The sequence below is a fragment of the Pantoea sp. UBA4549 genome, assembly GCF_002387285.1.
Lineage (GTDB): Bacteria > Pseudomonadota > Gammaproteobacteria > Enterobacterales > Enterobacteriaceae > Pantoea > Pantoea borealis.
This window is the reverse complement of sequence record NZ_DGLH01000005.1, coordinates 377,347-400,847: the sequence shown is the minus strand read 5'-3', so window position 1 is coordinate 400,847 and position 23,501 is coordinate 377,347. Positions and strand designations below refer to the sequence as shown.

Annotated in this window: 25 protein-coding genes and 2 pseudogenes; 11 read left to right on the top strand and 16 right to left on the bottom strand. The window is 52.0% G+C overall.

From position 1 onward, the window contains the following. Positions 1-244 precede the first annotated feature (244 nt). Positions 245-1,168 (top strand): glutaminase B, encoded by a 924-nt coding sequence (glsB, locus tag B3041_RS03130; protein WP_292969160.1) that lies wholly within the window; start codon positions 245-247, stop codon positions 1,166-1,168. 3 nt (positions 1,169-1,171) lie between these two features. Here the strand turns inward: glsB and B3041_RS03125 are convergent, their stop codons facing one another. Next, positions 1,172-2,113: a D-2-hydroxyacid dehydrogenase gene (locus B3041_RS03125; RefSeq protein ID WP_065647497.1), complete on the bottom strand. Its 942-nt coding sequence runs from the start codon at positions 2,111-2,113 to the stop codon at positions 1,172-1,174. A gap of 186 nt (positions 2,114-2,299) precedes the next feature. On the opposite strand from B3041_RS03125, the gene B3041_RS03120 reads away from it, so the two are divergent. Both B3041_RS03120 and B3041_RS03115 read left to right on the top strand, forming a co-directional pair. Further along, on the top strand, positions 2,300-2,698 hold the full coding sequence (locus B3041_RS03120; RefSeq protein WP_065647498.1) for a DUF2946 domain-containing protein: 399 nt from the start codon (positions 2,300-2,302) through the stop codon (positions 2,696-2,698). Between the two features lie 74 nt (positions 2,699-2,772). Further along, positions 2,773-4,503 (top strand): DUF2534 family protein, encoded by a 1,731-nt coding sequence (locus B3041_RS03115; RefSeq protein WP_065647499.1) that lies wholly within the window; start codon positions 2,773-2,775, stop codon positions 4,501-4,503. Between the two features lie 39 nt (positions 4,504-4,542). On the opposite strand, the gene ahr is transcribed toward B3041_RS03115, so the two are convergent. The 3 genes from ahr to B3041_RS03100 form a co-directional block, all read right to left on the bottom strand. Further along, on the bottom strand, positions 4,543-5,559 hold the full coding sequence (ahr, locus tag B3041_RS03110; protein ID WP_292969155.1) for an NADPH-dependent aldehyde reductase Ahr: 1,017 nt from the start codon (positions 5,557-5,559) through the stop codon (positions 4,543-4,545). A gap of 186 nt (positions 5,560-5,745) precedes the next feature. Then, a complete protein-coding gene (locus tag B3041_RS03105; RefSeq protein ID WP_065647501.1) occupies positions 5,746-6,132 on the bottom strand; it encodes a cupin domain-containing protein in 387 nt (128 codons plus the stop codon). A 76-nt stretch (positions 6,133-6,208) separates the two neighbouring features. Continuing rightward, on the bottom strand, positions 6,209-7,072 hold the full coding sequence (locus tag B3041_RS03100; RefSeq protein ID WP_349678552.1) for a LysR family transcriptional regulator: 864 nt from the start codon (positions 7,070-7,072) through the stop codon (positions 6,209-6,211). On the opposite strand from B3041_RS03100, the pseudogene B3041_RS03095 reads away from it, so the two are divergent. Beyond that, positions 6,999-7,718, top strand: a pseudogene (locus B3041_RS03095) (MFS transporter); the annotation flags it as partial. The gene B3041_RS03100 and the pseudogene B3041_RS03095 overlap by 74 nt on opposite strands. Before the next feature lie 22 nt (positions 7,719-7,740). Here B3041_RS03095 and B3041_RS03090 read toward each other — a convergent pair. Further along, a complete protein-coding gene (locus B3041_RS03090) occupies positions 7,741-8,652 on the bottom strand; it encodes a LysR family transcriptional regulator (RefSeq protein WP_292969153.1) in 912 nt (303 codons plus the stop codon). A gap of 123 nt (positions 8,653-8,775) precedes the next feature. Here B3041_RS03090 and B3041_RS03085 point away from each other — a divergent pair, with 123 nt between their 5' ends. Then, the gene (locus B3041_RS03085) at positions 8,776-9,039 is read left to right on the top strand and encodes a DUF2798 domain-containing protein (RefSeq protein WP_292969151.1); all 264 of its coding nucleotides are present in this window, start codon (positions 8,776-8,778) and stop codon (positions 9,037-9,039) included. A 24-nt stretch (positions 9,040-9,063) separates the two neighbouring features. Here the strand turns inward: B3041_RS03085 and B3041_RS03080 are convergent, their stop codons facing one another. The 5 genes from B3041_RS03080 to B3041_RS03060 form a co-directional block, all read right to left on the bottom strand. Beyond that, positions 9,064-10,023 carry a sensor domain-containing diguanylate cyclase gene (locus B3041_RS03080; RefSeq protein ID WP_065647504.1) on the bottom strand — a complete coding sequence of 320 codons (960 nt, stop codon included), beginning with the start codon at positions 10,021-10,023 and terminating at the stop codon, positions 9,064-9,066. A 212-nt stretch (positions 10,024-10,235) separates the two neighbouring features. Continuing rightward, positions 10,236-10,997, bottom strand: coding sequence for a class I SAM-dependent methyltransferase (locus tag B3041_RS03075; protein ID WP_292969148.1), 762 nt, complete (start codon positions 10,995-10,997; stop codon positions 10,236-10,238). Continuing rightward, entirely contained in the window at positions 10,987-11,478 is a 492-nt protein-coding gene (locus tag B3041_RS03070) for a MarR family winged helix-turn-helix transcriptional regulator (protein WP_206099877.1), read from the bottom strand. The genes B3041_RS03075 and B3041_RS03070 overlap by 11 nt, the downstream gene beginning before the upstream one ends. 189 nt (positions 11,479-11,667) lie before the next feature. Next, positions 11,668-12,354 carry a hypothetical protein gene (locus B3041_RS03065; RefSeq protein ID WP_292969145.1) on the bottom strand — a complete coding sequence of 229 codons (687 nt, stop codon included), beginning with the start codon at positions 12,352-12,354 and terminating at the stop codon, positions 11,668-11,670. Between the two features lie 153 nt (positions 12,355-12,507). Next, a complete protein-coding gene (locus tag B3041_RS03060) occupies positions 12,508-13,278 on the bottom strand; it encodes a DeoR/GlpR family DNA-binding transcription regulator (protein ID WP_292969143.1) in 771 nt (256 codons plus the stop codon). Positions 13,279-13,408: 130 nt separating this feature from the next. Here B3041_RS03060 and B3041_RS03055 point away from each other — a divergent pair, with 130 nt between their 5' ends. Both B3041_RS03055 and B3041_RS03050 read left to right on the top strand, forming a co-directional pair. Then, positions 13,409-14,572, top strand: coding sequence for an MFS transporter (locus tag B3041_RS03055; protein ID WP_292969141.1), 1,164 nt, complete (start codon positions 13,409-13,411; stop codon positions 14,570-14,572). After that, positions 14,569-14,952: a VOC family protein gene (locus tag B3041_RS03050; RefSeq protein ID WP_292969139.1), complete on the top strand. Its 384-nt coding sequence runs from the start codon at positions 14,569-14,571 to the stop codon at positions 14,950-14,952. Before B3041_RS03055 ends, B3041_RS03050 begins: the two co-directional genes overlap by 4 nt. 135 nt (positions 14,953-15,087) lie before the next feature. Here the strand turns inward: B3041_RS03050 and B3041_RS03045 are convergent, their stop codons facing one another. Then, entirely contained in the window at positions 15,088-15,723 is a 636-nt protein-coding gene (locus B3041_RS03045; protein ID WP_414692354.1) for a DUF2268 domain-containing protein, read from the bottom strand. A gap of 153 nt (positions 15,724-15,876) precedes the next feature. Between B3041_RS03045 and B3041_RS03040 the strand changes: the two are divergent. Continuing rightward, positions 15,877-16,110, top strand: a pseudogene (locus tag B3041_RS03040) (isochorismatase family protein); the annotation flags it as partial. Between the two features lie 111 nt (positions 16,111-16,221). Here B3041_RS03040 and B3041_RS03035 read toward each other — a convergent pair. Beyond that, the gene (locus tag B3041_RS03035) at positions 16,222-16,617 is read right to left on the bottom strand and encodes a VOC family protein (RefSeq protein WP_292969134.1); all 396 of its coding nucleotides are present in this window, start codon (positions 16,615-16,617) and stop codon (positions 16,222-16,224) included. 229 nt (positions 16,618-16,846) lie between these two features. On the opposite strand from B3041_RS03035, the gene B3041_RS03030 reads away from it, so the two are divergent. Beyond that, on the top strand, positions 16,847-17,323 hold the full coding sequence (locus B3041_RS03030; RefSeq protein WP_292969131.1) for a hypothetical protein: 477 nt from the start codon (positions 16,847-16,849) through the stop codon (positions 17,321-17,323). Between the two features lie 301 nt (positions 17,324-17,624). On the opposite strand, the gene B3041_RS03025 is transcribed toward B3041_RS03030, so the two are convergent. The 3 genes from B3041_RS03025 to B3041_RS03015 are packed head-to-tail and all read right to left on the bottom strand — an operon-like array spanning position 17,625 to position 19,040. After that, on the bottom strand, positions 17,625-18,335 hold the full coding sequence (locus B3041_RS03025; protein WP_292969129.1) for an ArsR/SmtB family transcription factor: 711 nt from the start codon (positions 18,333-18,335) through the stop codon (positions 17,625-17,627). Then, on the bottom strand, positions 18,332-18,724 hold the full coding sequence (locus B3041_RS03020; protein WP_292969127.1) for an amino acid-binding protein: 393 nt from the start codon (positions 18,722-18,724) through the stop codon (positions 18,332-18,334). The genes B3041_RS03025 and B3041_RS03020 overlap by 4 nt, the downstream gene beginning before the upstream one ends. Next, complete coding sequence (locus B3041_RS03015; RefSeq protein ID WP_292969125.1) at positions 18,717-19,040, bottom strand: antibiotic biosynthesis monooxygenase family protein; 324 nt, start codon at positions 19,038-19,040, stop codon at positions 18,717-18,719. The genes B3041_RS03020 and B3041_RS03015 overlap by 8 nt, the downstream gene beginning before the upstream one ends. Before the next feature lie 341 nt (positions 19,041-19,381). Between B3041_RS03015 and B3041_RS03010 the strand changes: the two genes are divergently transcribed. After that, a complete protein-coding gene (locus tag B3041_RS03010) occupies positions 19,382-20,308 on the top strand; it encodes a hypothetical protein (protein ID WP_292969123.1) in 927 nt (308 codons plus the stop codon). A 158-nt stretch (positions 20,309-20,466) separates the two neighbouring features. Next, entirely contained in the window at positions 20,467-21,063 is a 597-nt protein-coding gene (locus B3041_RS03005; RefSeq protein ID WP_292969121.1) for a glutathione S-transferase family protein, read from the top strand. Between the two features lie 407 nt (positions 21,064-21,470). On the opposite strand, the gene B3041_RS03000 is transcribed toward B3041_RS03005, so the two are convergent. Further along, a complete protein-coding gene (locus B3041_RS03000; protein ID WP_292969119.1) occupies positions 21,471-23,501 on the bottom strand; it encodes an AAA family ATPase in 2,031 nt (676 codons plus the stop codon).

The window sequence follows — 23,501 nt, the reverse complement described above, 5'->3', positions numbered from 1 at the left end:
CATGTGCATCGCCTCTGCGCGCTGCACCGATTCAGCATAGCCAAAAGCGGACAGCCCGTAACCTGGTCATTCGCAACAGAATTTTACGCTGGGGTTAAATGACCTCCGGCCTGAGACAGTGCTGCTATCACGCACAACAGAATGTGTCACAGAATTGCGGCTGACGGATTGACGCGGCGCCTGCAAATCACCATCATCCTGGCCATCGCCATTGTGGCCGGGTTTATTACTATCGGAGCGGGATGTGTCAGAACTCAGTAACGCATTGCTTGAAGAGATTATCAGCGAGGTTCGGCCGCTGACGCGTCAGGGAAAGGTAGCGGATTATATTCCGGCACTGGCAGATGTGGAGCCTGACCAGCTGGGGATCGCCATCTGTACGCCTGGCGGTGAGTGCTATCAGGCGGGTGATGCCACTACGCGCTTTTCAGTGCAATCCATCTCTAAAGTGCTGTCGCTGACGGTGGCGCTGACGCTGTATGAAGACGCTGAAATCTGGCAGCGCGTGGGCAAAGAACCGTCCGGGCAGGCGTTCAACTCGCTGGTACAGCTGGAGCTGGAACAGGGCAAACCGCGTAACCCCTTTATTAACGCCGGTGCGCTGGTGATGTGCGACTTACTGGAGAGCCGCCTGACGGCCCCGCGCCAGCGCATGCTGGAATTTGTCCGGCGCCTGGCGCAGCAGGACGATATTCTGTATGACCGTGCCGTCGCCCGCTCTGAGTATGAGCACTCCGCCCGTAACGCCGCCATTGCCTGGCTGATGAAGTCGTTTGGCAATTTCAATAACGATGTCAGCAAGGTGATGGAGACCTATTTTCACTACTGTTCGCTGGCCATGAGCTGTAACGAACTGGCGCGGACGTTTCTCTATCTGGCCAATCAGGGACGCACGCAGGATAATCGCCGGGCGGTGATCTCGCCGCGCCAGGCGCGCCAGGTCAATGCGCTGATGATGACCAGCGGCATGTATGATGGCGCCGGCGAATTTGCCTGGCGGGTGGGAATGCCGGCCAAATCAGGCGTGGGCGGCGGTATTGTTGCGGTGATCCCGGGTGAGATGAGCATTGCCGTCTGGTCCCCGGCACTGGATCGCTCAGGCAATTCACTGGCAGGCACCGCGCTGCTGGAAAAGCTGAGCGACCGTCTGGGGCGTTCAGTCTTCTGATGCTTAACTCACCTGATTACGCGGTTTGCCCTGCGCAAACGCCTCCAGATTGCTTTCAAGGCCGCGCAGCAGGTTTGCAACGCCCTGTCGGGTTGCCCAGGCGATATGCGGCGTCAGCAGCAAGCCTGGCAGGCCGGGTTGCAGCAGCGGATGCGTAGCGGGTGGCGGCTCGCTGCTCAGCACATCCAGCGCCGCGCCGCCGAGGGTTCCCTGACGCAGCGCGGCCGCCAGATCGTCCTCCTCAATCAGTCCGCCCCGTGCGGTGTTGATCAGTAACGCGCCCGGTTTCATCGCGGCCAGCGTCTGCCGGTTGATCAACCGCTGCGTCTGCGGCGTGAGCGGACAATGCAGCGTGAGCACGTCACTGCGCGCCAGCACCTCATCAAAAGCGGTATAGCCTGCACGGACGGCTGTCGCACCGGGCCGTTCGGCATAGAGCACCGTCATGCCCAGCGCCTGCGCCATCTCACCGGCAGCGCTGCCAATATCGCCTTTACCCACCACACCCAGTACGGCGCCCTGAATATCCAGTAATGGCTCGCGATGTATACAGAAATGTGGTGAAGCGGGCCACGCTTCGCGGCTGCTCATGGCGTAGTCCACCAGATGCCGCCGCAGCGCGAACAGCGCAGCGATCACGCCCTCCGCCACGCTGCGGGTGGAGTAACCTGGTACGTTGCTGACGACAATGCCCTGTGTCCGGCAGGCGTCAAGATCGATACAGTCATAACCGGTAGCCGTAACGCAGATGTAGCGCAGCGCGGGCAGCTGCCGCAGCGTTTCGGCGCGCAGCGGAACTTTGTTCGTCATCGCAATTGTGGCCCCCTGCAGGGCTGACACAATATCCGCAGGCGCGGTTTGCCCGCGCCAGATCCAGTCACTGCACCAGGCAGGCTGTGCCGGGCGTTCGGGCAGCGTATCACCATCCAGCATCACTATTTTCATTTGCGCTCCGCTTTGTTGTTTCTGCACTGTTCTCATCAGGTTGCGTTAAGGTTAACAAAAACAGCGCCCGGGGTGAGCTTTTTCAAAAAATGCGAATTTTTTCTCTGCAGGGTGGCGTTTGTTTAACGCGGCAGCGGCAATCGCGTTACAATTCCGCCTCTTCTCTGACGTGACCTGCTATCTGTTATGACGGTTTTACCTGCACTTCATCAGCGCCTTACTGCCTGCCTCGCCATTCTGGCGGTGCTGCTGCTGTTTGTTGCGCCGGTGGTGTCGAAAAGCCTGATTGAGCAGCAGCGCGTCTCGCAGCCTGCCCCGGCCATGATGGAGATGGATCATCATCAGATGATGGAGCACGCCATGCCGGGCATGATGCATCATGACGCGGACGACGGCGAGCTTGCCTGCGGCTACTGCGATCTGCTGGTGCATGTGCCGCTGATGATCTGGGTATTTATTCCCTTTATCTGGCTGATGTTGCTTCACTCCCGTGCGCCGCCGCTCCCGTGGCTTGCCGCGCCAGTAGTGCGCACGCTGGCGGCCATTCCCCGTCCGCGCGGACCGCCTTGCCTGCTTCTTAACTGAATCTGCTTTAACGTGGTGCGGACGCAGCCTGCTGCCCGTCGCCCCGGTTATTTATCTTCAGAAGGAAGACGCTTTTGTCTGCTATTAATTCTGCAGCACCGCGCGGCGCGGTGCTTAATCTGCTTCGCCGTCTGCATTTTTATATCGGCCTGTTCGTTGCGCCGTTTATCTTTATTGCGGCGCTGAGCGGCACGCTTTATGTGCTGACGCCCCAGCTGGAACAGCTGGTCTATCACGATGCGCTGACCGTAAAGCCCGAAGGTGAACCACAGCCGCTGTCGGCTCAGATTGGCGCAGCACGCGCCAGGGCTGGCGCGCAGGCGCCTGTTTATGCGGTGCGACCGGCACCGGGTGCAGAGGATACCACCCGCGTGCAGTTCAGCGATCCGACGCTGGGCGCCTCCACCTCGCGCGCGCTGTTTATCGATCCCTATACCCTGCAGATAAAGGGAGATATGCCGGTTTATGGCACCAGCGGCATACTGCCACTGCGCACCACGCTCGATCTGCTGCACAGCAGCCTGCTGCTGGGCGATGCAGGACGCAACTACAGCGAACTGGCGGCAAGCTGGCTCTGGGTAGCCGCGCTGGGCGGCGTGGTGCTGTGGCTGGCGACCCGGCCAAAGCGCCGGCTCAAACCGGCACGCAGCGGTTTCGCTTTCAGCCGCCACTGGCACGCCACTCTGGGATTGGTGTTGCTGCTCGGCCTGCTGTTCTTCTCTGCGACCGGCCTCACCTGGTCACAGTGGGCAGGTGCGAACATAGATAAAATGCGCAGCGAGCTGAACTGGCTGACGCCCCAGGTCAGAACGGTCCTCGATCCGGATGCGCCAGCGGCACCCGCCGATCCCCACGCCGATCATCACAGTATGTCAGTGACCGATATGGCCGCGATGCGCAAGCCTGGTATGACGGCGATGAAACCGGTGCCTGCCAATATGCCCGATGCTGACTGGGACCAGGTGCTGAAGGCCGCGCGTGAGAACGGAATTGATGCAGCGAAAGTGGAGCTGCGCCAGCCGAAAAACAGCGGCAGCGCCTGGACCGTCACGGAAATTGATCGCCACTGGCCAACGCAGGTGGATGCGGTATCGGTAGATCCGCACAGTTTTGCGATTGTGGACCGCGCAGAGTTTGCCCGCTTTCCGCTGGTGGCAAAACTGACCCGCTGGGGTGTGGATGCCCATATGGGCGTACTGTTCGGCCTGCCTAATCAGCTGCTGCTGGCTCTCTTTGGGCTCGGCCTCTGCACCATGATAGTGCTGGGCTACCGTATGTGGTGGCTGCGCCGCCCCGCTTCTGCTGCCGCCAGTCCGCTTGAAACGCTGACGGCAAGCTGGCTGGCGCTGCCGCTGACGGCGCGTCTGCTGTGCCTGCTGCTGGCGCTGGCGCTGGGGTATGCGCTGCCGGTAATGGGTGTCAGTCTGCTGCTGTTTTTAGCCATCGACTATCTGCGCTGGCGCAGGCAGCAGCGCACGCCAATGACTGAAGCGGAGATCCTCGCAGCTCAGCAGTCGCCGCTGGGTATTATCCGCGCCCGCTTTACGGTCAAACGCAAAGAGATGCGCTATTTTCTGCGCGGCCTGTTCATCCTGGCGCTGATTGTCGGTACGGTAATGAGTAATGCGATTATCGGTGGCGTGATCGACCAGTATGGTATTCCGTTCAGCCACTGGTCGCTGACCATGTATCTGACCCAGGGCTTTATGATTACGCTCTACACGCTGGTATTTACCGGGCTGATGTCAATTCCGCTCTGGTATTTCTTCCTCGGCGAGCAGGACGATTCAGCAAACAAAGGGTAAAAAAAAGAGGTGGCTGAGACACCTCTTTTCACCTCTGCATCAGAAGTCAGCTTTCAGCACAACGCGGTAATTTGCTTTGCCGGCACGCACATGTTCCAGCGCATCATTGATTTTTGACATCGGGAACTCTTCTACGTGCGGCGCGATATCGGCACGCGCGGCAAGACGCATCAGCGTACGCAGCTGGCCCGGTGAGCCGGTAGAGGAGCCGGTTACGGCGCGATCGCCCATGATCAGGGTAAATGCCGGTACCGGGAACGGTTTCATCACCGCACCCACGGTATGGAACTTACCGTGCGGGGCCAGCGCCTGGAAATAGGGCTGCCAGTCGAGATCGACCGCAACCGTACTGATAATCAAATCAAACTGGCCAGCCAGCGCCTTCAGCGCTTTTGGATCGCGGCTGTTGACCACGCGGTCAGCGCCCATCGCCTTAACAGATTCAGTTTTGCTGGCGTTGGAACTGAACGCGGTCACCTCTGCACCCATAGCACGCAGCAGTTTGATGGCCATATGACCCAGACCGCCAATACCGATCACGCCAACGCGGCTGTTAACGTTGATATTGTGCATCAGCAGCGGCTTGAATACGGTAATACCACCGCAGAGCAGCGGGCCGGCTGACGTGATATCAATTGATTCCGGTAGCGGGATCACCCACTGCCAGTCTGCACGCAGATGGCTGGCAAAGCCGCCCTTATTCATAATGGTAGGGACAGAGCCTTTTTCGCAGTTTACCTGCTCGCCGTTGATACAGGCGTCGCAGTGCTGACAGCTTTTCGCCGTCCAGCCGATGCCCACGCGCTGACCCACTTTCAGCCCTTTGTTTCGCGCTGCATCGCCCAGCTCGCTGATGCGGCCAATCACCTCATGTCCGGCAATAACCGGGAACGAGGAGATGCCCCACTCGTTATCAATCATGGAGAGATCGGAGTGGCAGACGCCACAGTAGTCAACTTCAACCATCACCTCTTCCGCGTTCAGCGGACCTGCTTCATATTCGTGCGGCACCAGCGCTTCGCCCGCTTTCATAGCGGCATAGCTTTTGATTTTCATTACAGTCCTCTGTTTTTTGGTTGCGACCCGGGAAGTTTAGCAGAGGCGCCGTGATGATTGAGGCGAGCAATCAGGCAACCAGGCAGATCGAAAACGCTGCGGGGCGCAAAAAGCATTAAGGGTTAAAGCGAACCGGGTGTGCAGCAGGAGTTTTACGCCTCTGTCCGCTTTCCACCCGGCTCAGGCTTAAAATTCCGGCTCTTCACCCGGCAGAGGTTCAGAGAGCGACTGCCCCTCCGCCCCGGCATAAAAAATGATCAGCTCAGTCGCCTGCTCAGCGGTATAGCCGCGATGCGCACTGTTAACTGTCTCATTCAGCGCTTCACCCGCATTAACATGCTGGCGCTGGCCGCTCTCTTTATCTTCAATAATCAGCTGGCCGGAGAGCACGTAAGCCGTGTTAGGCATGGGATGCGTATGCCACGGCAGTTCACTGTGGGCCGGCAGCGACATGCGCATCACTGTAATCTGTGGCTTGCCCGACGGATAACCGTCGTAAGCCTGACCGTTCCAGGCTGCGCCGCTCTGTGACACCAGTTCGTGGCTGATTTCGCTGTTTTTTGGGGTCGTCATCTTTTCTCCTCTTATTCTGTACTGTACCGGAGTGTAGAACATTGCTGCGCTTACAGACGTGTGCGCTGCACTTTGCTCAGTGTTCAAGCTGTTCCCGGCATGCGCTGAAGAGTTCGATAAGATGATCGGCCACCGCGCGTACGCGGCCTGACGTTGCCAGATCGGCGTGCATCACCAGCCACAGGGGCTGATCGGCACTGCTGTCACGCTGCAGGCAGTGTAAACCGCTGGCTCTGGCCATAAAATGCGGTAACACGCCCACGCCCAGCCCGGCCGCAACGGCTGCGACCTGTGCGGCAAGCGTATTGGCCTCCAGCCGGCAGGGCCTGCCGCGCAGTATCCGCTTCAGCCAGCGAGCGGCCGGCAGATGCTGATGCGATTCAGACCAGCCGATGCAGGGTGCGTCATTGAGCGTAAAAGGCGCTGAAGCCTGCAGTAAAGCCGGTGCCGTATACAAACCGAACCCCAGGGTGCCCAGCCGCCTGATAGTCAGGTTGCCCGCCTCAGGGCGAACCAGACGGATCGCCAGATCGGCCTCTCTGCGGTGCAGATTGACCGACTGTACTCCGCTCAGTACCTCCAGCCGGAGCGCCGGGTGCGTCTGCAGCAGAGACGGAAGTGAAGGCAGTATAAAATGGGTCGCCAGATTGTCCGACGTTGCCAGCCGTACCAGCCCGGCAACCGAACCCTGCAGCTGCGCTTTTTCCGTCACTGCCCGTCCTGCGTCTTCCAGCGCCTCCGCCCGTTCCAGCAGCGCTTCACCATCATCCGTCAGCCGGTATCCGCTCTGATGCCGGCTAAACAGCGGCAGCCCCAGCGACTGCTCCAGCCGATCCAGCTTTCTGGAGACAGTAGCGATGCCTGTGTCCAGCGTACTCGGCGTGCCGCTTGCCAGCTTTATGGCTGCTACTGCCAGCTGGCGCAGTGCGTTTAATGCCATTGCGCTGCTCGCACTGGCCGCCGCCGTGGTTCTCTGGCGCACGCTTCCGGTTCTGACGCCGCCTGTTCCATTGAAACTGAATGCCTATCTGGCGATTTTTCGTCATCGGACGCTGCTGACGCTGTTTGGCGCCACGGCCGCTGTCATTACCGCACACTTTGCCGCGTTTACCTATATCGACCCGCTGCTGACGTTAAAACAGGGCATTGCCCCTGCTGCGGTTTCCGCCCTGCTGCTGGTTGCCGGCATCGCTGGCGTAGCAGGCAATATCATTGCCGGAAAACTGATTGACCGCTATCTCAGGGGCCTTATTCTTTCAGCGCTGCTGCTGAGCGCGACGGCGCTGGGCGCGCTGAGTATTGCCGCTTTACCACACGGCCTGACCGCGCTGCTGCTGGCACTCTGGAGCGCCGGGATCGCCGTGATATTCGTCGGGCTGCAGACCTGGCTGCTGCGCAGTGCCGGTCCTGCTGCACAGCCTGCTTCCGCGCTCTATGTTGCGATATTCAACGCGGCAATCGGCAGCGGTGCGCTGGCCGGTGGTCATCTGGCAGACGTTATCGGCCTGCAGGAAATGGTGTTACTGGCAGCCACCATGATGATTATCAGCAGCCTGTTTATACTGCGGCTGCGAAGTCCGCGTTAACCCCCTGCCCGGCATGCGCAGGTCACCGCTTTTCTTCACTGGAGACCGCCGCCGCAATGTAATCAATAAACGCCCTGACTTTGGCGCTCAGGGCTGAACGTTCGCTGACGCAGGCATAGAGGGTCATCGGCAGCGACCGGATCGTCTGCTTATCATCAGCAAACAGCGGTATCAGCTGGCCGCTGGCGATCAGCGGCCGGGCAATAAAGCTTGCCAGTCGTGCAATTCCGCCGCCGCTGACGGCAATCCGGGCAATAATATCAATATCATCACTGATAAACCGCGGGTTAAGCCGGGCGGTGATGATCTCTCCGCCGGCGCTAAAGCTCCAGGGAAGAAAGCGGCCGTCCGTGGGATAGCGGAATACCAGACAGGCGTGCTGGCTCAGCTCCTCTATCCGTTGCGGAATGCCTGCGCGGGAGAGGTAAGCGGGTGCCGCACAGAAAATAAACGGCAGGGAGGCAATTTTGCGTGCCACCAGCTGATCGTTCAGCTGCGCCTCAATGCGCAGGCTGACGTCAATGTTTTCCAGCCGGTGATCGACATTGCGATCGGTGCTGATCAGTTCGATATCGATACCAGGGAACCTTTCATTGAAAGCCGGCATAAGAGGGGCAACCACGTAGCGGCCAAACGCAGCGGTGGTGGCGATGCGCAGCGGACCCTGCGGTTCAGTTTCCACTACAGCAGCCTGCGCAGCAAGGTCGATATCATACGGAATATGACGAACTTTTGCGTAATAGCGCTTGCCGCTTTCCGTCAGGACCATACTGCGGGTTGTCCGCGAAAGCAGGCGCACACCAAGGTGCGTTTCGAGCCGGGCCAGGCTCTGACTGACGGCTGCAGCACTCATTCCTCTGTTGCGGGCAGCGGCGGCAATGGTGCCGTTTTCCACTACGCGAACAAAATTGTCGATTAACCCCAGCATATCCATTAACGGCCCGCTCTTTTCGTAACTTTTGCTTAGCAATGATTAAAGCACAGCTGCTCTGTTTTTGTCCGGCACGGGCCCGTAAGGTAGCCGCTGTTTCTTAACTTATCGCTCAGGAGAGATTTTATGATTAAAGCTATTGCGTCGGCTGGCGTGCGCTTACGACTGCCCCATCGCGTGACTCCCTATATATTTTCTCTGTATATGGCAACGATTATGGCATTCCTCATGAGCCTGGTGATTACGCTGGCAGAGTCAGGTGCAGGCCCGCACTATATGACAAATGTGATGAATGCTTACCGGGTGGCAATGCCTGCTGCATTCATTTGTATTCTGCTTGTGCGTCCGGTGGTTATCCGGCTGGTGGCGTTAACCGTTCACGGCCATTAAGATCCTGCACAGCCGGCCGCGTGCTTATCGCGGCTTTTTCCGGCGCTTTTCGGCATACATGACGCTGTCGCTCTCGCTGATCATTTCCTCGAGCGAGGCATATCTGCCTGCCTCACTGCCGATCATGCCAAAGGAGTAATTGATGTTATAAGGTTTAGCCGCCTGCTGATTCCACACCGCTAACGTGTCGCGCAGCCGGCACAGGTAAGCTTTGGCATCGCTTTGATGAGCCAGCAATACAGCGAACTCATCCCCGCCAAGACGACCAGCAATGTCATCCGGACCGAGCTGCTGATAGAGCAGTGCCGCGAAGGTTTTCAGGACCTTATCGCCTTCCGCATGCCCCCATATATCGTTGATAGGTTTGAATTTGTCGAGGTCAAAATAGAGGATGGCAAAATCGTGATTCTGCTGCTGTAATAGCTGAAACCGCTTTTCTCCCATTGCATAAAATCCCCGACGGTTAGGAATATCCGTCAGGCTATCCACCATTGCAATGTGCGTGACCTGGAATTCATCTTCGACAATCGCCGCCACATCTTTCATCGCAGCAATGTCATCACCGGTAAAGCTGCGCGGCTCACTGTTAACCAGACACAGCGTACCGGCAACGGCGCCGTCGGGCAGCCGCACCGGGTAGCCGGCATAAAAACGGATAAAGGGCGTGCCGGTAACCAGCGGGTTGTCACAAAACCGCGCATCTTCGCGCGCGTCTGTGATAATCAGCGGTTCATCCAGCATAATGGCATGCGCACATAATGAGATATCGCGCTTCATCTCACGGCCGTTGATCCCCTGACAGGCCAGCGTCCATTGACGATCGCGATCGATAAGATTGATCAGCGCGATCGGTACCTGAAACAGCCGGCGGGAAATGCGGGTCAGCCGTTCAAAGCGCTCATCGTCCTGCGTATCCAGCAGGCCAAGCTTGTGGAGCGACTTCAGCCGCGCGGCTTCATTTTCCGGCATTCCCGGCAGTTTCATATCAACCTCTTATCGTTTCGCGTTATCGTCCAGTACCCCCTGGTCTGCCGTGGATCCGACATTAACCGGTACGGCGTCTGCACTCACCGTACCCGGGCACCCTCAGGGTTAAGCTTACAGCGGCTACCGCAACGGCATAGCCTGCTTACGCTTATCTGCAATCAGACACCCTATTCTGACAGAAGAGGGAAAGAGATGCCCGGCGATCAATTTTAGTTTTGTATTCTGCCGAGACGCATGGCGATCGGCCAGACTATTTTTCTGCGCCTGTCAGGGCTACCCCATAGTGAAGTCAGCTCATTTTCAAACTGCGTAATAAGGTGCGCCTCACCTTTTTGTCTGGCCTGCCGTACAGCAGACCAGGTGGATATGTATCCCAGCAACGCCTGCAATTCCCACTCTGCTTCGATACTGAAAGGTGCAGCATTCAGCTCTTCAAACGGAAAAGGCAGATCGCGGTAACCTGCATCAACCAGCTGCCGCTCAGGAGGCCAGAAGCGGCCAATCTCTTCATAGTAGAATTGCCTGAACCGCTCTCCGGCCTGGCCTTCTATGTTCAGCACGCCGTAACTTATCAGAGCAATGACTGCCTGCGGCCTGGCCACACGGCGAACTTCACGATAAAAATCGTCTAACCGGAACCAGTGGGCGGCCTGCGCAACCGTAATCAGACTATAACCGCTGAAGTCTGCCGGCAGGCTTTCAGCGGCAGAGTGAAGGTAAGTAATGCCGGGTGTGTGAGAAGCGTTGCACAACTGATCTTCGCTGGGATCAACGCCGGTCACCGAGCTGAAATATGCAGAAAGAAGCTGAGTTAGCTGCCCGGTACCGCAACCTACGTCCAGTGCTTTCTGGTTATCCGGCGCCAGTTCTGCAAGATAGCCTGCTAACTCAGGGGGATATTCCGGGCGATATTGTGCATAATTCCGCCCACCTTCTGAAAACCAGTTTGTGCCGGCAGTGTCATCGCGCATCGCCTTTTTCCTCACATTGTTGTAACTCAGCCGTCGCTTCGCGTATCCGTGCTTCAGCGCTACGGTCGCTAAGCGCACTTATCGTTTTTTTAAGCGTCTCCATGAGCGGTGTTCCTGTTTCCGCTTCAAGTTTTGAGACTGCTAAAAAAATAGCCTGCCAGTGACATTCAAGCCTGCTCAGTACGGTATGCCCGTGCGCCGTCAGCTGCAGCGCATTTTTTCTGCCGTCAGTCAGGGGCTTCCGTTCAATAATGCCATCCTGCTCCATCAGGGCCACTGTCTGGCTGACTGCGCCCTGGGTCAGAAACGTGATGGACTTTATATCGCTGACCGTCGTTGCCCCTGCAGCAATAGCCCGTATAACGGGTGTGTAGCGGGAGCGATAGTTAACGGGCAGCGCCGGATACGTTTTTTCAGAGCCGTTATCAATAAGCTCAGAGAGATGCCTCAGCATTTCGCCCAGACCATGGATATAAACCACATTCACCTCCTGAAATGCATTAGCACTAATGCATTTTTATCGCATCTGCCGGCCCCGCTCAATCCGGCACAAAGCATGGAGATAGCGGAATCGTGAATACTTGCTGACTTGTGGTGCAGTGTTGAAAGCGTTTACGCTTGCTCCTGCAGTACAGCAAACAATGTAGCGTTTAAGGTAACGTCGTTTCGCTTAAACGGGTTTTAAGGGATAGCACTCTGTCCAGTTGTAGTTGGTTTTTACCAGCGTCAGTTCCCCGGCCACATTCCCGAACGTGACGGCCTGATGCCTAAAGAAAAACGCACGCACATAATCCGGTAAGAAAGCCGCTCCATAGCGCAGAAGCGTGCTGTGCCAGAAGGGAGCCGGCAGCGCTCTGCCCGCATGCCGCATCAGTAGTTCATTTTTCCACTGAGAGCCCAGCACGTTTGCACAGAACTGCTCGCGCAGCGCCAGCGCAGGAGGTGCCGGGATCCCCGCCAGCAAAAGCTGATCGGGTAACGCAACCAGCCGGAGATGGGTAATCACTATTTTTTCCGCTGCAAATTCGCGCCAGATAGCCATCAATTGATCCACTTTCGCGGGTAATGGCTCATCTGCGTGATAGAGCGGCAGAGTCAGAGGTAAAAACGTAAAATGCAAACCACAGGCGGGCAGCGTGTCGGCAAGTCTGTCACCTTTGGTCAGTTGAGATAGTTGTTCAATAAGCCGCGAAATACCTGAGGTCACGGAGGGCCGTATGCCAGTTGCAAGAGCGAGTCTGGTCGGATCGTAGTAGTTTTCTTCTCTGATTTTTCCGATGCCTGCATTTTCCGCCCACTGTGCAGCAGTGTTATCGTTTACCGCGTGATACCTGTTTTGCAGACTTAATCCGTTCATGGCAACCCTTCAGGCACTGGTGTAAACATCGGCTTCAAATCATCTCTTTATCAAAGATGCAAACTCCTATCCCGGACCTGATGAATGACTTACCTCGGGGACGAATAAATACCCTTTGTCTCTTTACTGACACGAAGCGTAACCCGATTAAAATTACACAGATAAAATCGTTATGTGTTCAGACAGCAGGTTTATAGAGGTCTCTTCAGCACGTTTTCCCTCAATAACCAGAATGTCTATCTCCTCACAGCGGGCAACTGAAAATCTTGCCACGCCAGGAATCTTTTCTGATGTCAGTCCAACAATAACCTGATCGCTCTGTGCTATGGCTGCTTTTTTAAATTCACAATCGTCGAAGTCAAAGCCAGTCAGCCCGGCCTCTGTGCTCATTGCACATCCGCCTATAAAGGCCTGGTTGAACATGATATTTTTCAATTGCGTTATTGCCGTATTTCCTACACAACCGCCACTCCCATGCTGAATACGACCGCCCAGCATAATTACCTCTGCATTGGAGTGCTTCAAAAGCGCTGCTGCGACATCAGGTGCATTAGTTACCACTGTTATGGCTAATTCAGCAGATAAAAACTTAGTTATCGCCAGATTAGTACTGCCTGCATCGATAAAAATACAGCTTTCATTCTTAATCAGGCTTGCACATTTCTGCGCGATGATGTCCTTTTCTGACAGGTGTTGCTCTTTTCGTAAAGACAGGTTTCCTGCATCGGGAAGCAGCAGCACTGCACCACCATAGACTTTTCTGCAGATGCCTTCTCTGCTTAATTCATGAAGGTCTCTCCGGATGGTATGTTCTGACACACCGGTTTCCCGGGCAAGTTCAGTACAGACCACTCTTCCTTCATGGCGCAACTTTTGTCGGATAAAGTCTTGTCGCTGATCGGGTAAAGCTGCATAATCGAGCAATTAAAACCTCTTAAATTTAAAAAAGAGCTACAACGAGCATAATCATGCAGGAGCAATACGTTGTCAATTTATCTCCTGTCGGTATTACGCTGCACACATACCACAATCAGCTGTTATCACGAGGAGCGTAATGAACTTAAAGTCATACCGGATCTCTTCCAGCCGGGCAACCCGGTTAGCTTTTTTCATTGCCGGTTTTGTTACGGCGACCTGGGCTGTTCTTGTGCCATATGCACGTACCAATACGGGTGTAAATGAAGCGACACTTGGTTCGCTGCTGCTATGCCTTGGTTTAGGCGCTTTAATTGCAATGCCGGTAACAGGCTCACTGACCAGCCGCTTCGGCTGTCGCCGCGTTATTATGTCGGCTATTACATTAGTCGTTGTCAGCACACCTTTACTGGCTGTGATTAGTGACCCTTTACTTCTGGCATTAGCCCTGCTGGTTTTTGGGACAGGCATTGGAGTGACAGACTGTGCCATGAATATTCAGGCGATTCTTGTTGAAAAAGAAGCGTCTGCTCCGCTGATGTCCGGTTTTCATGGCATGTATAGTTTTGGCGGTATTGCTGGTGCAGGTCTGATGACCCTGCTTTTGGCTGCAGGTCTTGATGTTGTTACATCCACCCTTTTCATTACGCTCACTGTTATCGCTTTAGCTTTACTGAGTTATCCGGGGTTACTGACTTATGCCAATCCTAAAGAGGGGCCGGCCTTTGCCTTACCCCGCGGTATTGTTCTGATGTTGGGAATTATCTGTTTATCGGTGTTCCTGACCGAAGGTACTGTTCTTGACTGGAGTGCAATTTATCTGACGCAGGTAAGAAATATGCCTGAATCGTTAGGAGGACTTGGATATACCTGCTTTGCTGTTGCCATGACAGCAGCCAGGCTGACGGGAGATCGGGTTGTAAAATATTTCGGTCAATTAATAGTCGTCGTGGGTGGCGCACTGGCTGCGGCTATTGGCCTGGCATTAATGACTTTCATACCATCCTGGCATCTGTCGCTGTTTGGCTACATTTTGATCGGGTGCGGGTGCGCAAATATTGTACCGGTGATGTTTTCGGCTGTGGGTCAGCAGAACGTGATGCCTCAATCCGTAGCTGTTCCGGCAATGACGACTATGGGTTATCTGGGCGTATTAAGTGGCCCCGCTATTATCGGGTTTGTCGCTCATTTTAGTTCTCTTGCACTGGCTTTCTCGTTAATTACAGCCTTAATGCTCTTTGTCGGCGCGATATCATTCACACTTAATCTTAGCGGGAAATACTCTTCAGGAGCGAACAAATGAAAATTTCACATGTAGCTTTATGGACAGCCCATATTGAAGCGCAAAAAATGTTCTGGCGCGATTATTTTGGCGGAACGCCTAATGAATTATATATCAGTAAAAACAGGCCTGGTTTTGTATCTTATTTTATCAGCTTATACGAAGGGCCTGCTATTGAGTTAATGAGTCTGGATGGTCTGGCAAAAGGGCGGCACGGCGCAGAGCTTACCGGCTGGGCTCATATTGCTATCAATGTCGGCTCCCGTCATCGGGTTGATGAGATGGTGATCAAAGCATCAGGTGATGGAATTTTAGTCAGTCCGGCTCGCCTCACAGGCGATGGTTATTACGAGGCTGTCATTAAGGACCCTGACGGCAACCTTATCGAGATCACGGGTTGAATCAATTAGCCGGCTTTTTGTGTGTGATAAACGCTCTCTTTACCCCTGCAGTGTTGTAACAGCAATTAGCAAAAAAGAGCATTCAGTTTTCGCCTGTGAAACAGGGTAGTCCTGCAAACAGAGACATTGGTTTTTTTAAAGAAATGTCCTGAACTCCTCAGCGCTGATATACGGCAGCATTGACGCTTTCAGTTGCGGGGATGCTGCAAGATACCTGGAAATCAGCCTGAAACCTGCGGTATAGCCCAGCCACTTTGGCAACCCGCTGGTTCCGTAAAACCAGGCATTATGATCGTAATCAGTGCGATGCCAGCTATCGTGCAGTTGCAGAGCATAAGAACGGACAATATCTGATTCGAGGCGTTCCCAGGGTTCAGGTTGGCCGCCCAAAAGTTCGAGAGAAAAATGCCCGGCAAGTCCCTCAGAAACGACAGCCTCCCCTAACGTTGAGCCGTATCCGGGCCCTGCCCATCTTGCAGCATGGTGCAGTTCATGAGCAAACATTCGCTCAAGCGACTGCGCGTCATTTTGACAGAATGCCGGACTCTCAGGATCGACCGTTAAATAGACAACGCCCGGTTCAGGACAAAAACCCGTGTGCCCTTTTTCAGGGATAACAAACTTTCCGGCTTTAACCACCACATCCAGCGGAGGAACCGGCATCAGCTCCCGGGCTTTTTCATAAGTATCGGTCAGAGTGGCCTGAAGCCATTCACGGTGAGCGGTAAGTTTTTGCTGAGCATTCAGAATATGGAGAGTTATGTCAGGCATATCAGCATTATCCAAAAGCAATCGTCGATCTCTGCATAGTAGCAAACCTATCGCGAGTGTGATGGTGCACGGTTGCAGATCACTCTGCTTATGATGTAAAGCTGCCTCTTACACGTTAACGGTTGATCAGAGAGTGGCAGAGGGTTTCGTGTAAAACTGGTTATCGCCGGGATGAAAACAGAGTTTTTTGTGGACACGACCTGTCGTGCAGCATCAGAACGGGGACTCAGAACAGTGCTGATTGCGGATGCGCACACCCCAATGGATAACAGCGGCTTGTCAGCCGAAGACATTATCAGCCATCACAATGTTACGCTGGCTGGCCCGTTTGTAACGCTATCCGCAGCCGCCCGCAGAGCGGCTGAACGCAGTACTCTTCACTTATAAAGCAGCCTGATTTACCGGCTAACGTCCGCAAAGAGCGAAAAGCGGACGTCAAATATATGGGTAGGGATGTTATGCCGCATTAGACATAACATCCCGGCCACGAACTGTGGCTCACAGCTTGCCCCAGCGCATGTTTTGGATAACAACCCTGTATCCATCCATATCCTCGAAGGTAACGCCATCACGATCCCAGTAGGGATTGAATGATTCAACTCTGGCGAAGCCAGCATCATCCATATTTTTACAGGTGGTTCGCCAACTGTCTTTCTCAGGAATGTACAGAACCAGGAGATCTTCATTTGAGGGTGAAGGTAGCACCGGATGATCATGGCACTGGGTAAACTCAAGGTGCCAGGACAAGCCATCCAGTCCTAACATATATCCGCTGAATCCGGCGTGGTCTGTAAAATCACCGATTTTTTCTAACCCAAGCCCGTTACAGTACATTTCACAGCTTTTGCTGAGTGCGCTGACAGGCCTGGCTATTCTCATGTGCTGCAATACCATAAACACCTCCCTTTTTTATCCAGATTTACCATAACATCTCGATCACGAATCACATCACCTTCCACATCATGTTATGTTTAAATCCCCTACAGAACATGAGGATAGAAATGTGATCGTAAGAACATGGCACGGATGCGTACCGCTCAAGCATGCAGAAGGCTTTGCAAACCATCTGCAAAAAACCGGCGTTGAACATTCAGAGAGGACGCCAGGAAATGCAGGATAAGTTGTGAGATCAATCCTTACTTCGCTGAGTTTCCTAGCTATCTCGGCTGTGCAGGCATCGCCTGAAGTATGGTCTTATATAGAGCAGTTACCCGATGGCGACAGCTGCTATTATACCGTCAGCCAGGAGAACGGCAGGGCCTTTCTGGCTATGGGTAATGCGGCTCCCGAATCACTGATACAGGTTTGTGAGAGCAACGGCAGTAAGGAACGAGCTGAGAAGGACTTGCTGAAACACAGACAAAACAACATCGTGCCCGAACAGAATTCACTACAAGTAGATACCTACAAGTCATGTGAAGCAGGTGCAATGGGTCGGGCAACGCGCCAGTATTATAAATATGCCCAGGTTCACCTTTCTATTGTCTACAGATATACCGGTAATAGGGAAGCCATCACCCGGCTTGCCAGATCGTATGATTATGGCCGTCTCAGTGCGGCCTCTCCGCGCGATTGTGTAAGCTACATCACTGGGCGCTAATGCTGGCATCCTGCCAGCTGCAGCTGCGCGGCCAGCCTGAAATCTGCTGGCACACTCTGCGGCCGGTGCGCCGGTGCGGTCGCAGAACTGTCGGCAAATAACCCGGTGTCACGTAATTCCCTCCCCTACCTGGACGTTCAGGTTTTTATGTCCATTAGCGAGAGGTGGTGGACTATCATGCTGAAGGCGAGGTACTTGACCGGCAGCTATGAGCGAGGAACGGACCGTTTACGTAAAATGGAAGAGTCAGATGAAGGCATCTTGAGTCACCTCATCAAGTTAACCGGTATATGACTCAAGTTCAGGTTATCTTCAGCTTAAACAGCCGATATAATGCAACCCGGCCTGGATCGGTTACGTTCACTTCACGGTACCCCTGTGTACGCGTTACCCATTCTTTTTGCAGGAAAAGTGTAAACAGGGCTGAGCCAGCGTCACCGCCGAGATGGAAACGTCTTTCACTCCAGTCCAGACAGCCGCAACAGGGCTTGCGTCGTGTGCGAGAGTTAAGCAAAACGCCCATTTTCTCAAAATGTATTTTGCCGGCTGATGTCAGTTCCGAGCCATCTGCTTCAAGCCATTTTTCCTGCAGCATAAATTCATAAATATTGACAGCAAGCTCGCCTGCCAGATGGTCATAGCAGGTGCGCGCATAACGCAGATAGACCGGCGTACTGGAAACGGGAGCTTTGGAAGTACCCATGGAAACTCCCATCAGGTTTTCCAGCAGTCCGGCGATATGATGGCCCGCAAGGCTGTAATAGCGATGACGCCCCTGCGTCAGGCAAATGACCAGACCGTTGCTGAGAAGTCTGTTCAGATGTCCGCTGGTCGTAGAGGCTGCTATGCCAGCCACTACGCTAAGTTCTGTAGCTGTCCATGCGCGCCCGTCCATCAGGGCGCACAGAATGCTTACCCTTGACGGATCAGACAGCGCAGAAGCCACCATTGCCATTGATGTTTCAAGAACATCATCTGGCTCAATGTCGCGCTTTGTTTTAACGAGGTTCATTCAGAAGGTATTGCCCATCTTCGGGTTACTTCGGCTGCCCGGGCATCATCATCCGTAATGAGAATGAGCCGGTTACTGTGATCGCTGTACTGTACCAGAATATTGATGCCGTTCCGGGCAATTGTGTCAGCTATTTCTCCCAGCTCTCCGGGCCGTTCCTGAGGTAATTTTCTTACCAAGGGACGGCACACGTTGCACACGTCAAAACCGGCTTCAGTCAACACCTTGCGTGCTTTATAGCCGTCTTCAACCAGGAAGTGTGCGTGCCCGCCTTCAGTTCCTGCAAATACGCCACCGCCTTCAAGCCTCACTCCGTTTTCACCCAGTACACTACCCAGTGAACCAAGTGAGCCCGGGCTGTTTTTTAGAATAACGTGAATGTCATACATGCTGATTTGTTCCCTTATCAGAAGAGTAATCACGGAATACGCTGGCTACCCGTATTCTGTAGAATGAAAAAATCGACTGCTTACCTTCTTTCTGGGCGGCCTGATGCATTACATTCCGCTTCCATCCGGCTACAGACTCCTCATCCTCCCACCACGACAAAGAAAGAATCTTTCCGGGCGTAGTCAGGCTTTGGAAACGCTCAATTGAAATAAAGCCGGGCGTGTCGGATAAGAGAGGCTTCAGGTCCGAAGCGAGCTGAAGGTATCTTTCCTGAGCCTCTGGCAGGGCATCTGCCTCAAAAAGTACTGCAATCATGGTCCGCTCCGTTGTTAATTTACGGACAGTTTAATGATGATGAGGGCACGCTGCTTCGGTCGGCACCGAAGTATGCCTGTGCGTTAGCGAAGCCATCGACATGGATAAGCGATGAACAGCAAATTCATAAGTTGAAAGGCGGGACAACATAGAAGTATGGGTTCCTGGCCAATGTCCGCTGTGAGCGAGGAGCGGACGTTGGCACTTTTGCATCCATAAGAATATTTTTATAAACAGTCGCCATTTATTCATGTTCTCGACTACCTGCGCGCCACTTTGGCGCGCAGGGCTTGGAATGTAAATTACAAAAAATACCTAAAACGTGAAGCTAAAGGGCAGACATGACAGCATATTCAAACGCTGATGCGGCAAGAGACTTGCGCTCGGCCTTAGGCAAGGCACCCGTTGGCGCTGTGAACGGAGAATGGTTCTTTATAACCGAACAGGCTGGCGTCTCCTCACTAACTGGAGGCTACATGTATGCAGATGGGAGTCACATTGCAGAGGGGAACCACGCCCTTCAAACGGTCCGGGAGGTTGTCGAGAAAATTGAAGCATCACATTTACAGCCTTTTAATAAGGTCATCGTTCGCTGGACAGGATCCAAAATACCGTTAATACGCGGGCGCGTTACAGTTGATACACTGTTCGATAAGACAATCGTGCCGCGCGGTCCTCAAGACCCAGTTTATGAGGCCGCCGCTATAGCAAGAAGAGCCTTTTGGGAAAGGCATGGCAGTGTCTCAGATGACTTTATAGCTGAACGAGATGACGCAAACGTACACAACCAGACGAACTGGTTCGGGCCCCATCGTCGAGTACTCAACATTAAGAGCAAAACGACATTTACGCTGGCCACCGATGGCCTCTCGACGCCTTGGGCCGGCATTGCTGACCCGGAAAATGGCGTAGGCTGCGAACTTTTCATGGAATTAGACGCTTCAACTACCATCAGCCATCCGATGGATGACTGGGCATCTCTCTTAATTAGTTTGGGCGATCTCATTGCAGATGGGTATCAGGTTACTGACAATGTTGAAAAATATGGCGCAATCCTGTTTTGTACGCTTACAGACGAATATCACCCATTGACCCGAATCATTCTCAGTCTTGATGACCGCAGGATTGATAATTTACCTTTTGGCTCAGTTCCGCTGATCCGTGTCACGCCGATAGCAGAAACCGAGATTGAACACCTGGACCAATCTGATGAATGGGCATCACGCGCAGCAAAACATGCACTCGCGGAACGGCAGAGAGAAACGTAGAAATTAGGCGTTATTCACGCTCCTTGCGAGGCCGAGTGTGTTCAGTCACCTTCTTAACATAATGAAGTTTAAGGGCCGCTGTGAGCGAAGAGCGGAAATTTTGACATGAGCTGCCCACTTACCTTATAAAATTTTTTCCACAGCAAAAGGATATTCAATTGAAGATCTATACCTACCCCAAAAGCCGATCATTAAGAGTACTCTGGGCTCTTGAAGAAATGGGAGTGAATTACGAGTCCATCAGAGTCGATCTTTTGAACCCTACTTCTGAGGTGAGATCACCCCATCCATTGGGAAAAGTGCCTTTTTTGACCGATGGTGACGTGTCAATCAGTGAAACCTTAGCGATCTGTATTTACCTGTGTGAACAACATAAAAACATCTCTATTTATCCCGCAACCGATGAAGAAAAATCCTCTGTAAATTCGTGGTTAAGCTTCACGCTATCCGATCTGGAAGCCCCCGTATGGAGTCTGCTCAAACATATTGTCTTCACTCCCGAAAATCAGCGTTCCCCGGATTTAATGAATTATTTCAGTAAGGAAGCAGATAAAGTCATCTCTCAGATTCGCTTTAAGCCGACTCAAACATGGATTGCGAGCAACAACTTTACACTGGCCGATATTTTTCTTTCTCATACGTTGTTATGGGCAAAACTGTGCGGATTGGAAATCACCGAAGAGATTGATAGCTACATATTAAGATCAACGAGTCGCCCCGCTTTCTTAAAGGCTCAGGAAGTAAATAATCGCTAATCAGGTTTTGTCATCTTTTAAAGGTGCATTGATGTCCGTTTCTGGCATAAAGCGGACTGACGTAGTTCTAAGGTCCGCTATGAGCGAGAAGCGGACATTTTGTACAGAAATCATTCTACGCATGTTCAACCAAAACCGCGCAGCCGCTATAAGAGGGCTTTTAACTATCCCGCATCAGAAGCCCTTCAGCAACGCCACACGCCGACATCACTGCGCAAAAAGCAATACTAAAAAACCTCACAGCGAGGCGCTCAGACACGAATAAATAATAATTAGCACCCCATCACGCCTGCCCACTTCAGAGATGGGTTTTAATGCAGTGGCATTATGTGCTCTAACCAGCCTCAGAGCTGGCAGAGCATAATAGATCAGTCATTTCGGATTACATGCAAAGAAATGTAGCTTATTTATGCATCCAGTTTACGAATCAGCTTGCCGTCATTTTTATCGAAAGATACTATCTTGTAGTCATGACCTTTCAATGCATCAACAAGCACACTCTCTTCCTCTGATGTCGCAAAAATTATTTGTCCACCACTTGAAGCCGATCTCGCCGCATCTCTTAATAACTCTGCGAAACTCACCTTATTTGCTTCTTGCTGGCGTGGCTCATCAAATATAACCACCCCAGGATGATTTGTAGAATATGCTCTACTAACAGAGAACAAGCTTAACAAATACCCCCAGATAATTCTTATTCCGTCGCTAGCCGAAGTGTCAAAGCCAATGTCATAGCCCTCTCTAGTAGGGAGGTATGTATCTTCTGAGATGCTAATAAGACTTGCAGCAAAGCTGGTGAAATTATACTTATTAAGTCTATTTACCATTCCGGATTTTAATAGATTCAATTTTTCAACATCTTTAGCTGAGAGTATGCTCTGCGGTAGTGCTTTTCTTTTAGAAATAAGCTTGACGTATTTTGCATGCAAAGCATTTAATTCAAGTTTTATTTCAGCCAGTGCCGCATAGGCATTAGTTATATTATCAATTGAATTTTCTAAATTTATTTTCCTTCTCAAAATATCTTCTTGCAAGGCAAGTGATGAGTCATCTCTTTTCTTTAGTCTATTTATATCGACTTTTATGGCGGCGATTGTCTCTTGTGTTTTTATCTGCTCTGATGTTTTAAATTTAAGTTGGTTTTTGCTATCTTCCAAAACAAATTCAAAAGCTTTAATCTGCTCTTTAATGAAATTTAAACTACTTTCATAAGTCATGAGATTATCTTGCGGTGAAAGATCTAGCAAGTTATCACTGTAAGGTGCCCCGCAAGTCGGGCACTCATTACTGTTCAAATGAGTATTATCAAAAACAGTTGAGGAAGCTATTTTTTTAAGATCTTCGTATTTCCTTTTATCATCCAAAAGATTATTTAGCCTGCCTGTTGTAGAGGTGATTTGATGCGCTATGTAGCTCTTATGATCGCTTATTTTTTGCAAATCGAGCTCTAATGAATTAATTTCATCCAGTTTAGAACTAATAATACCGACAACCTCTTTCTGAAGTTCTTCATCATCCACAGGACGAACATACTCACTATTAAGAGTTTTTAGCTGGGCTTCGAGTTTAACCCGATAATCAATCGCTGCAATAATGGAATCTTTTTCCTTTAAAATCAGATCCATTTTATAAGTATCGAACTTTACTTCGGGTTGCTCAGGGATTCCTGAAACAATTGCAGAAACTTTAGCTGCAACAATCTCCGCATTATGCCTTATAAACTTCCATTGAAAGCCTATAGTATCTATTTCATTTTTGATGGTGCTTCGCTCTAATACATTATCATTGACATCTAAAGAAAGTAAGAACTCTAAAGCCCTTTTCTTTGATTCCTTTATGCCAAATTGAGTTGGTATTGTAGCAAGGATAGATGACCAACCTTTTTTCTGCTCAACGAACCATGCAGGAAAAAGAACCGACGGATATAAGGGGGTATCTTTACCATTATGGTTCGGAACTTGTGGAAGTTCCCAACCAAGGAATTTAGAAAACCAAAAGTAAAAGCCCCTTTCTCTTTTAGTATCGCCTTCAAGATGTAAAAAATATGAGCCATTATTTTGATCGCCCCCAGAACTAACCTCATCAATAGTTATAAGATTGTCATTTTCAAAACCTGCTATATTTCTCTTTAGTTTCGCAACAGTTTTTTTATTATTTCTTATTGTTAATTCAACATATGATTTAACCACACTGACTTCTTTACCATCCTTATTAGTCAGTGCTCTAGTTAAGGATGGGGGGAAGGGTATTTTAGCACCACCTAAGCCTAAAGCCTTTTCCATTCCAAGTGCATAAGCAATGGCATTCATGCACGTTGATTTACCATGTGAGTTTTCAACGCGTAAAAGAAATAGGCCGGTTGAGAAAGGGATATCAATGCCATATAGTCCATCGATAGTATTAACTGTTATTTTAAGAGAAATTATTTCAAAAGACAT

Coding starts and splice junctions, on each gene's coding strand:
- B3041_RS03125 (WP_065647497.1), bottom strand. CDS start 2,113: ATGAAAATAGTGATGCTGGATGGTGATACGCTGCCCGAACGCCCGGCA.
- B3041_RS03120 (WP_065647498.1), top strand. CDS start 2,300: ATGACGGTTTTACCTGCACTTCATCAGCGCCTTACTGCCTGCCTCGCC.
- ahr (WP_292969155.1), bottom strand. CDS start 5,559: ATGAAAATCAAAAGCTATGCCGCTATGAAAGCGGGCGAAGCGCTGGTG.
- B3041_RS03105 (WP_065647501.1), bottom strand. CDS start 6,132: ATGACGACCCCAAAAAACAGCGAAATCAGCCACGAACTGGTGTCACAG.
- B3041_RS03100 (WP_349678552.1), bottom strand. CDS start 7,072: ATGGCATTAAACGCACTGCGCCAGCTGGCAGTAGCAGCCATAAAGCTG.
- B3041_RS03090 (WP_292969153.1), bottom strand. CDS start 8,652: ATGGATATGCTGGGGTTAATCGACAATTTTGTTCGCGTAGTGGAAAAC.
- B3041_RS03085 (WP_292969151.1), top strand. CDS start 8,776: ATGATTAAAGCTATTGCGTCGGCTGGCGTGCGCTTACGACTGCCCCAT.
- B3041_RS03080 (WP_065647504.1), bottom strand. CDS start 10,023: ATGAAACTGCCGGGAATGCCGGAAAATGAAGCCGCGCGGCTGAAGTCG.
- B3041_RS03075 (WP_292969148.1), bottom strand. CDS start 10,997: ATGCGCGATGACACTGCCGGCACAAACTGGTTTTCAGAAGGTGGGCGG.
- B3041_RS03065 (WP_292969145.1), bottom strand. CDS start 12,354: ATGAACGGATTAAGTCTGCAAAACAGGTATCACGCGGTAAACGATAAC.
- B3041_RS03055 (WP_292969141.1), top strand. CDS start 13,409: ATGAACTTAAAGTCATACCGGATCTCTTCCAGCCGGGCAACCCGGTTA.
- B3041_RS03050 (WP_292969139.1), top strand. CDS start 14,569: ATGAAAATTTCACATGTAGCTTTATGGACAGCCCATATTGAAGCGCAA.
- B3041_RS03045 (WP_414692354.1), bottom strand. CDS start 15,723: ATGCCTGACATAACTCTCCATATTCTGAATGCTCAGCAAAAACTTACC.
- B3041_RS03035 (WP_292969134.1), bottom strand. CDS start 16,617: ATGGTATTGCAGCACATGAGAATAGCCAGGCCTGTCAGCGCACTCAGC.
- B3041_RS03025 (WP_292969129.1), bottom strand. CDS start 18,335: ATGAACCTCGTTAAAACAAAGCGCGACATTGAGCCAGATGATGTTCTT.
- B3041_RS03020 (WP_292969127.1), bottom strand. CDS start 18,724: ATGTATGACATTCACGTTATTCTAAAAAACAGCCCGGGCTCACTTGGT.
- B3041_RS03015 (WP_292969125.1), bottom strand. CDS start 19,040: ATGATTGCAGTACTTTTTGAGGCAGATGCCCTGCCAGAGGCTCAGGAA.
- B3041_RS03010 (WP_292969123.1), top strand. CDS start 19,382: ATGACAGCATATTCAAACGCTGATGCGGCAAGAGACTTGCGCTCGGCC.
- B3041_RS03000 (WP_292969119.1), bottom strand. CDS start 23,501: ATGTCTTTTGAAATAATTTCTCTTAAAATAACAGTTAATACTATCGAT.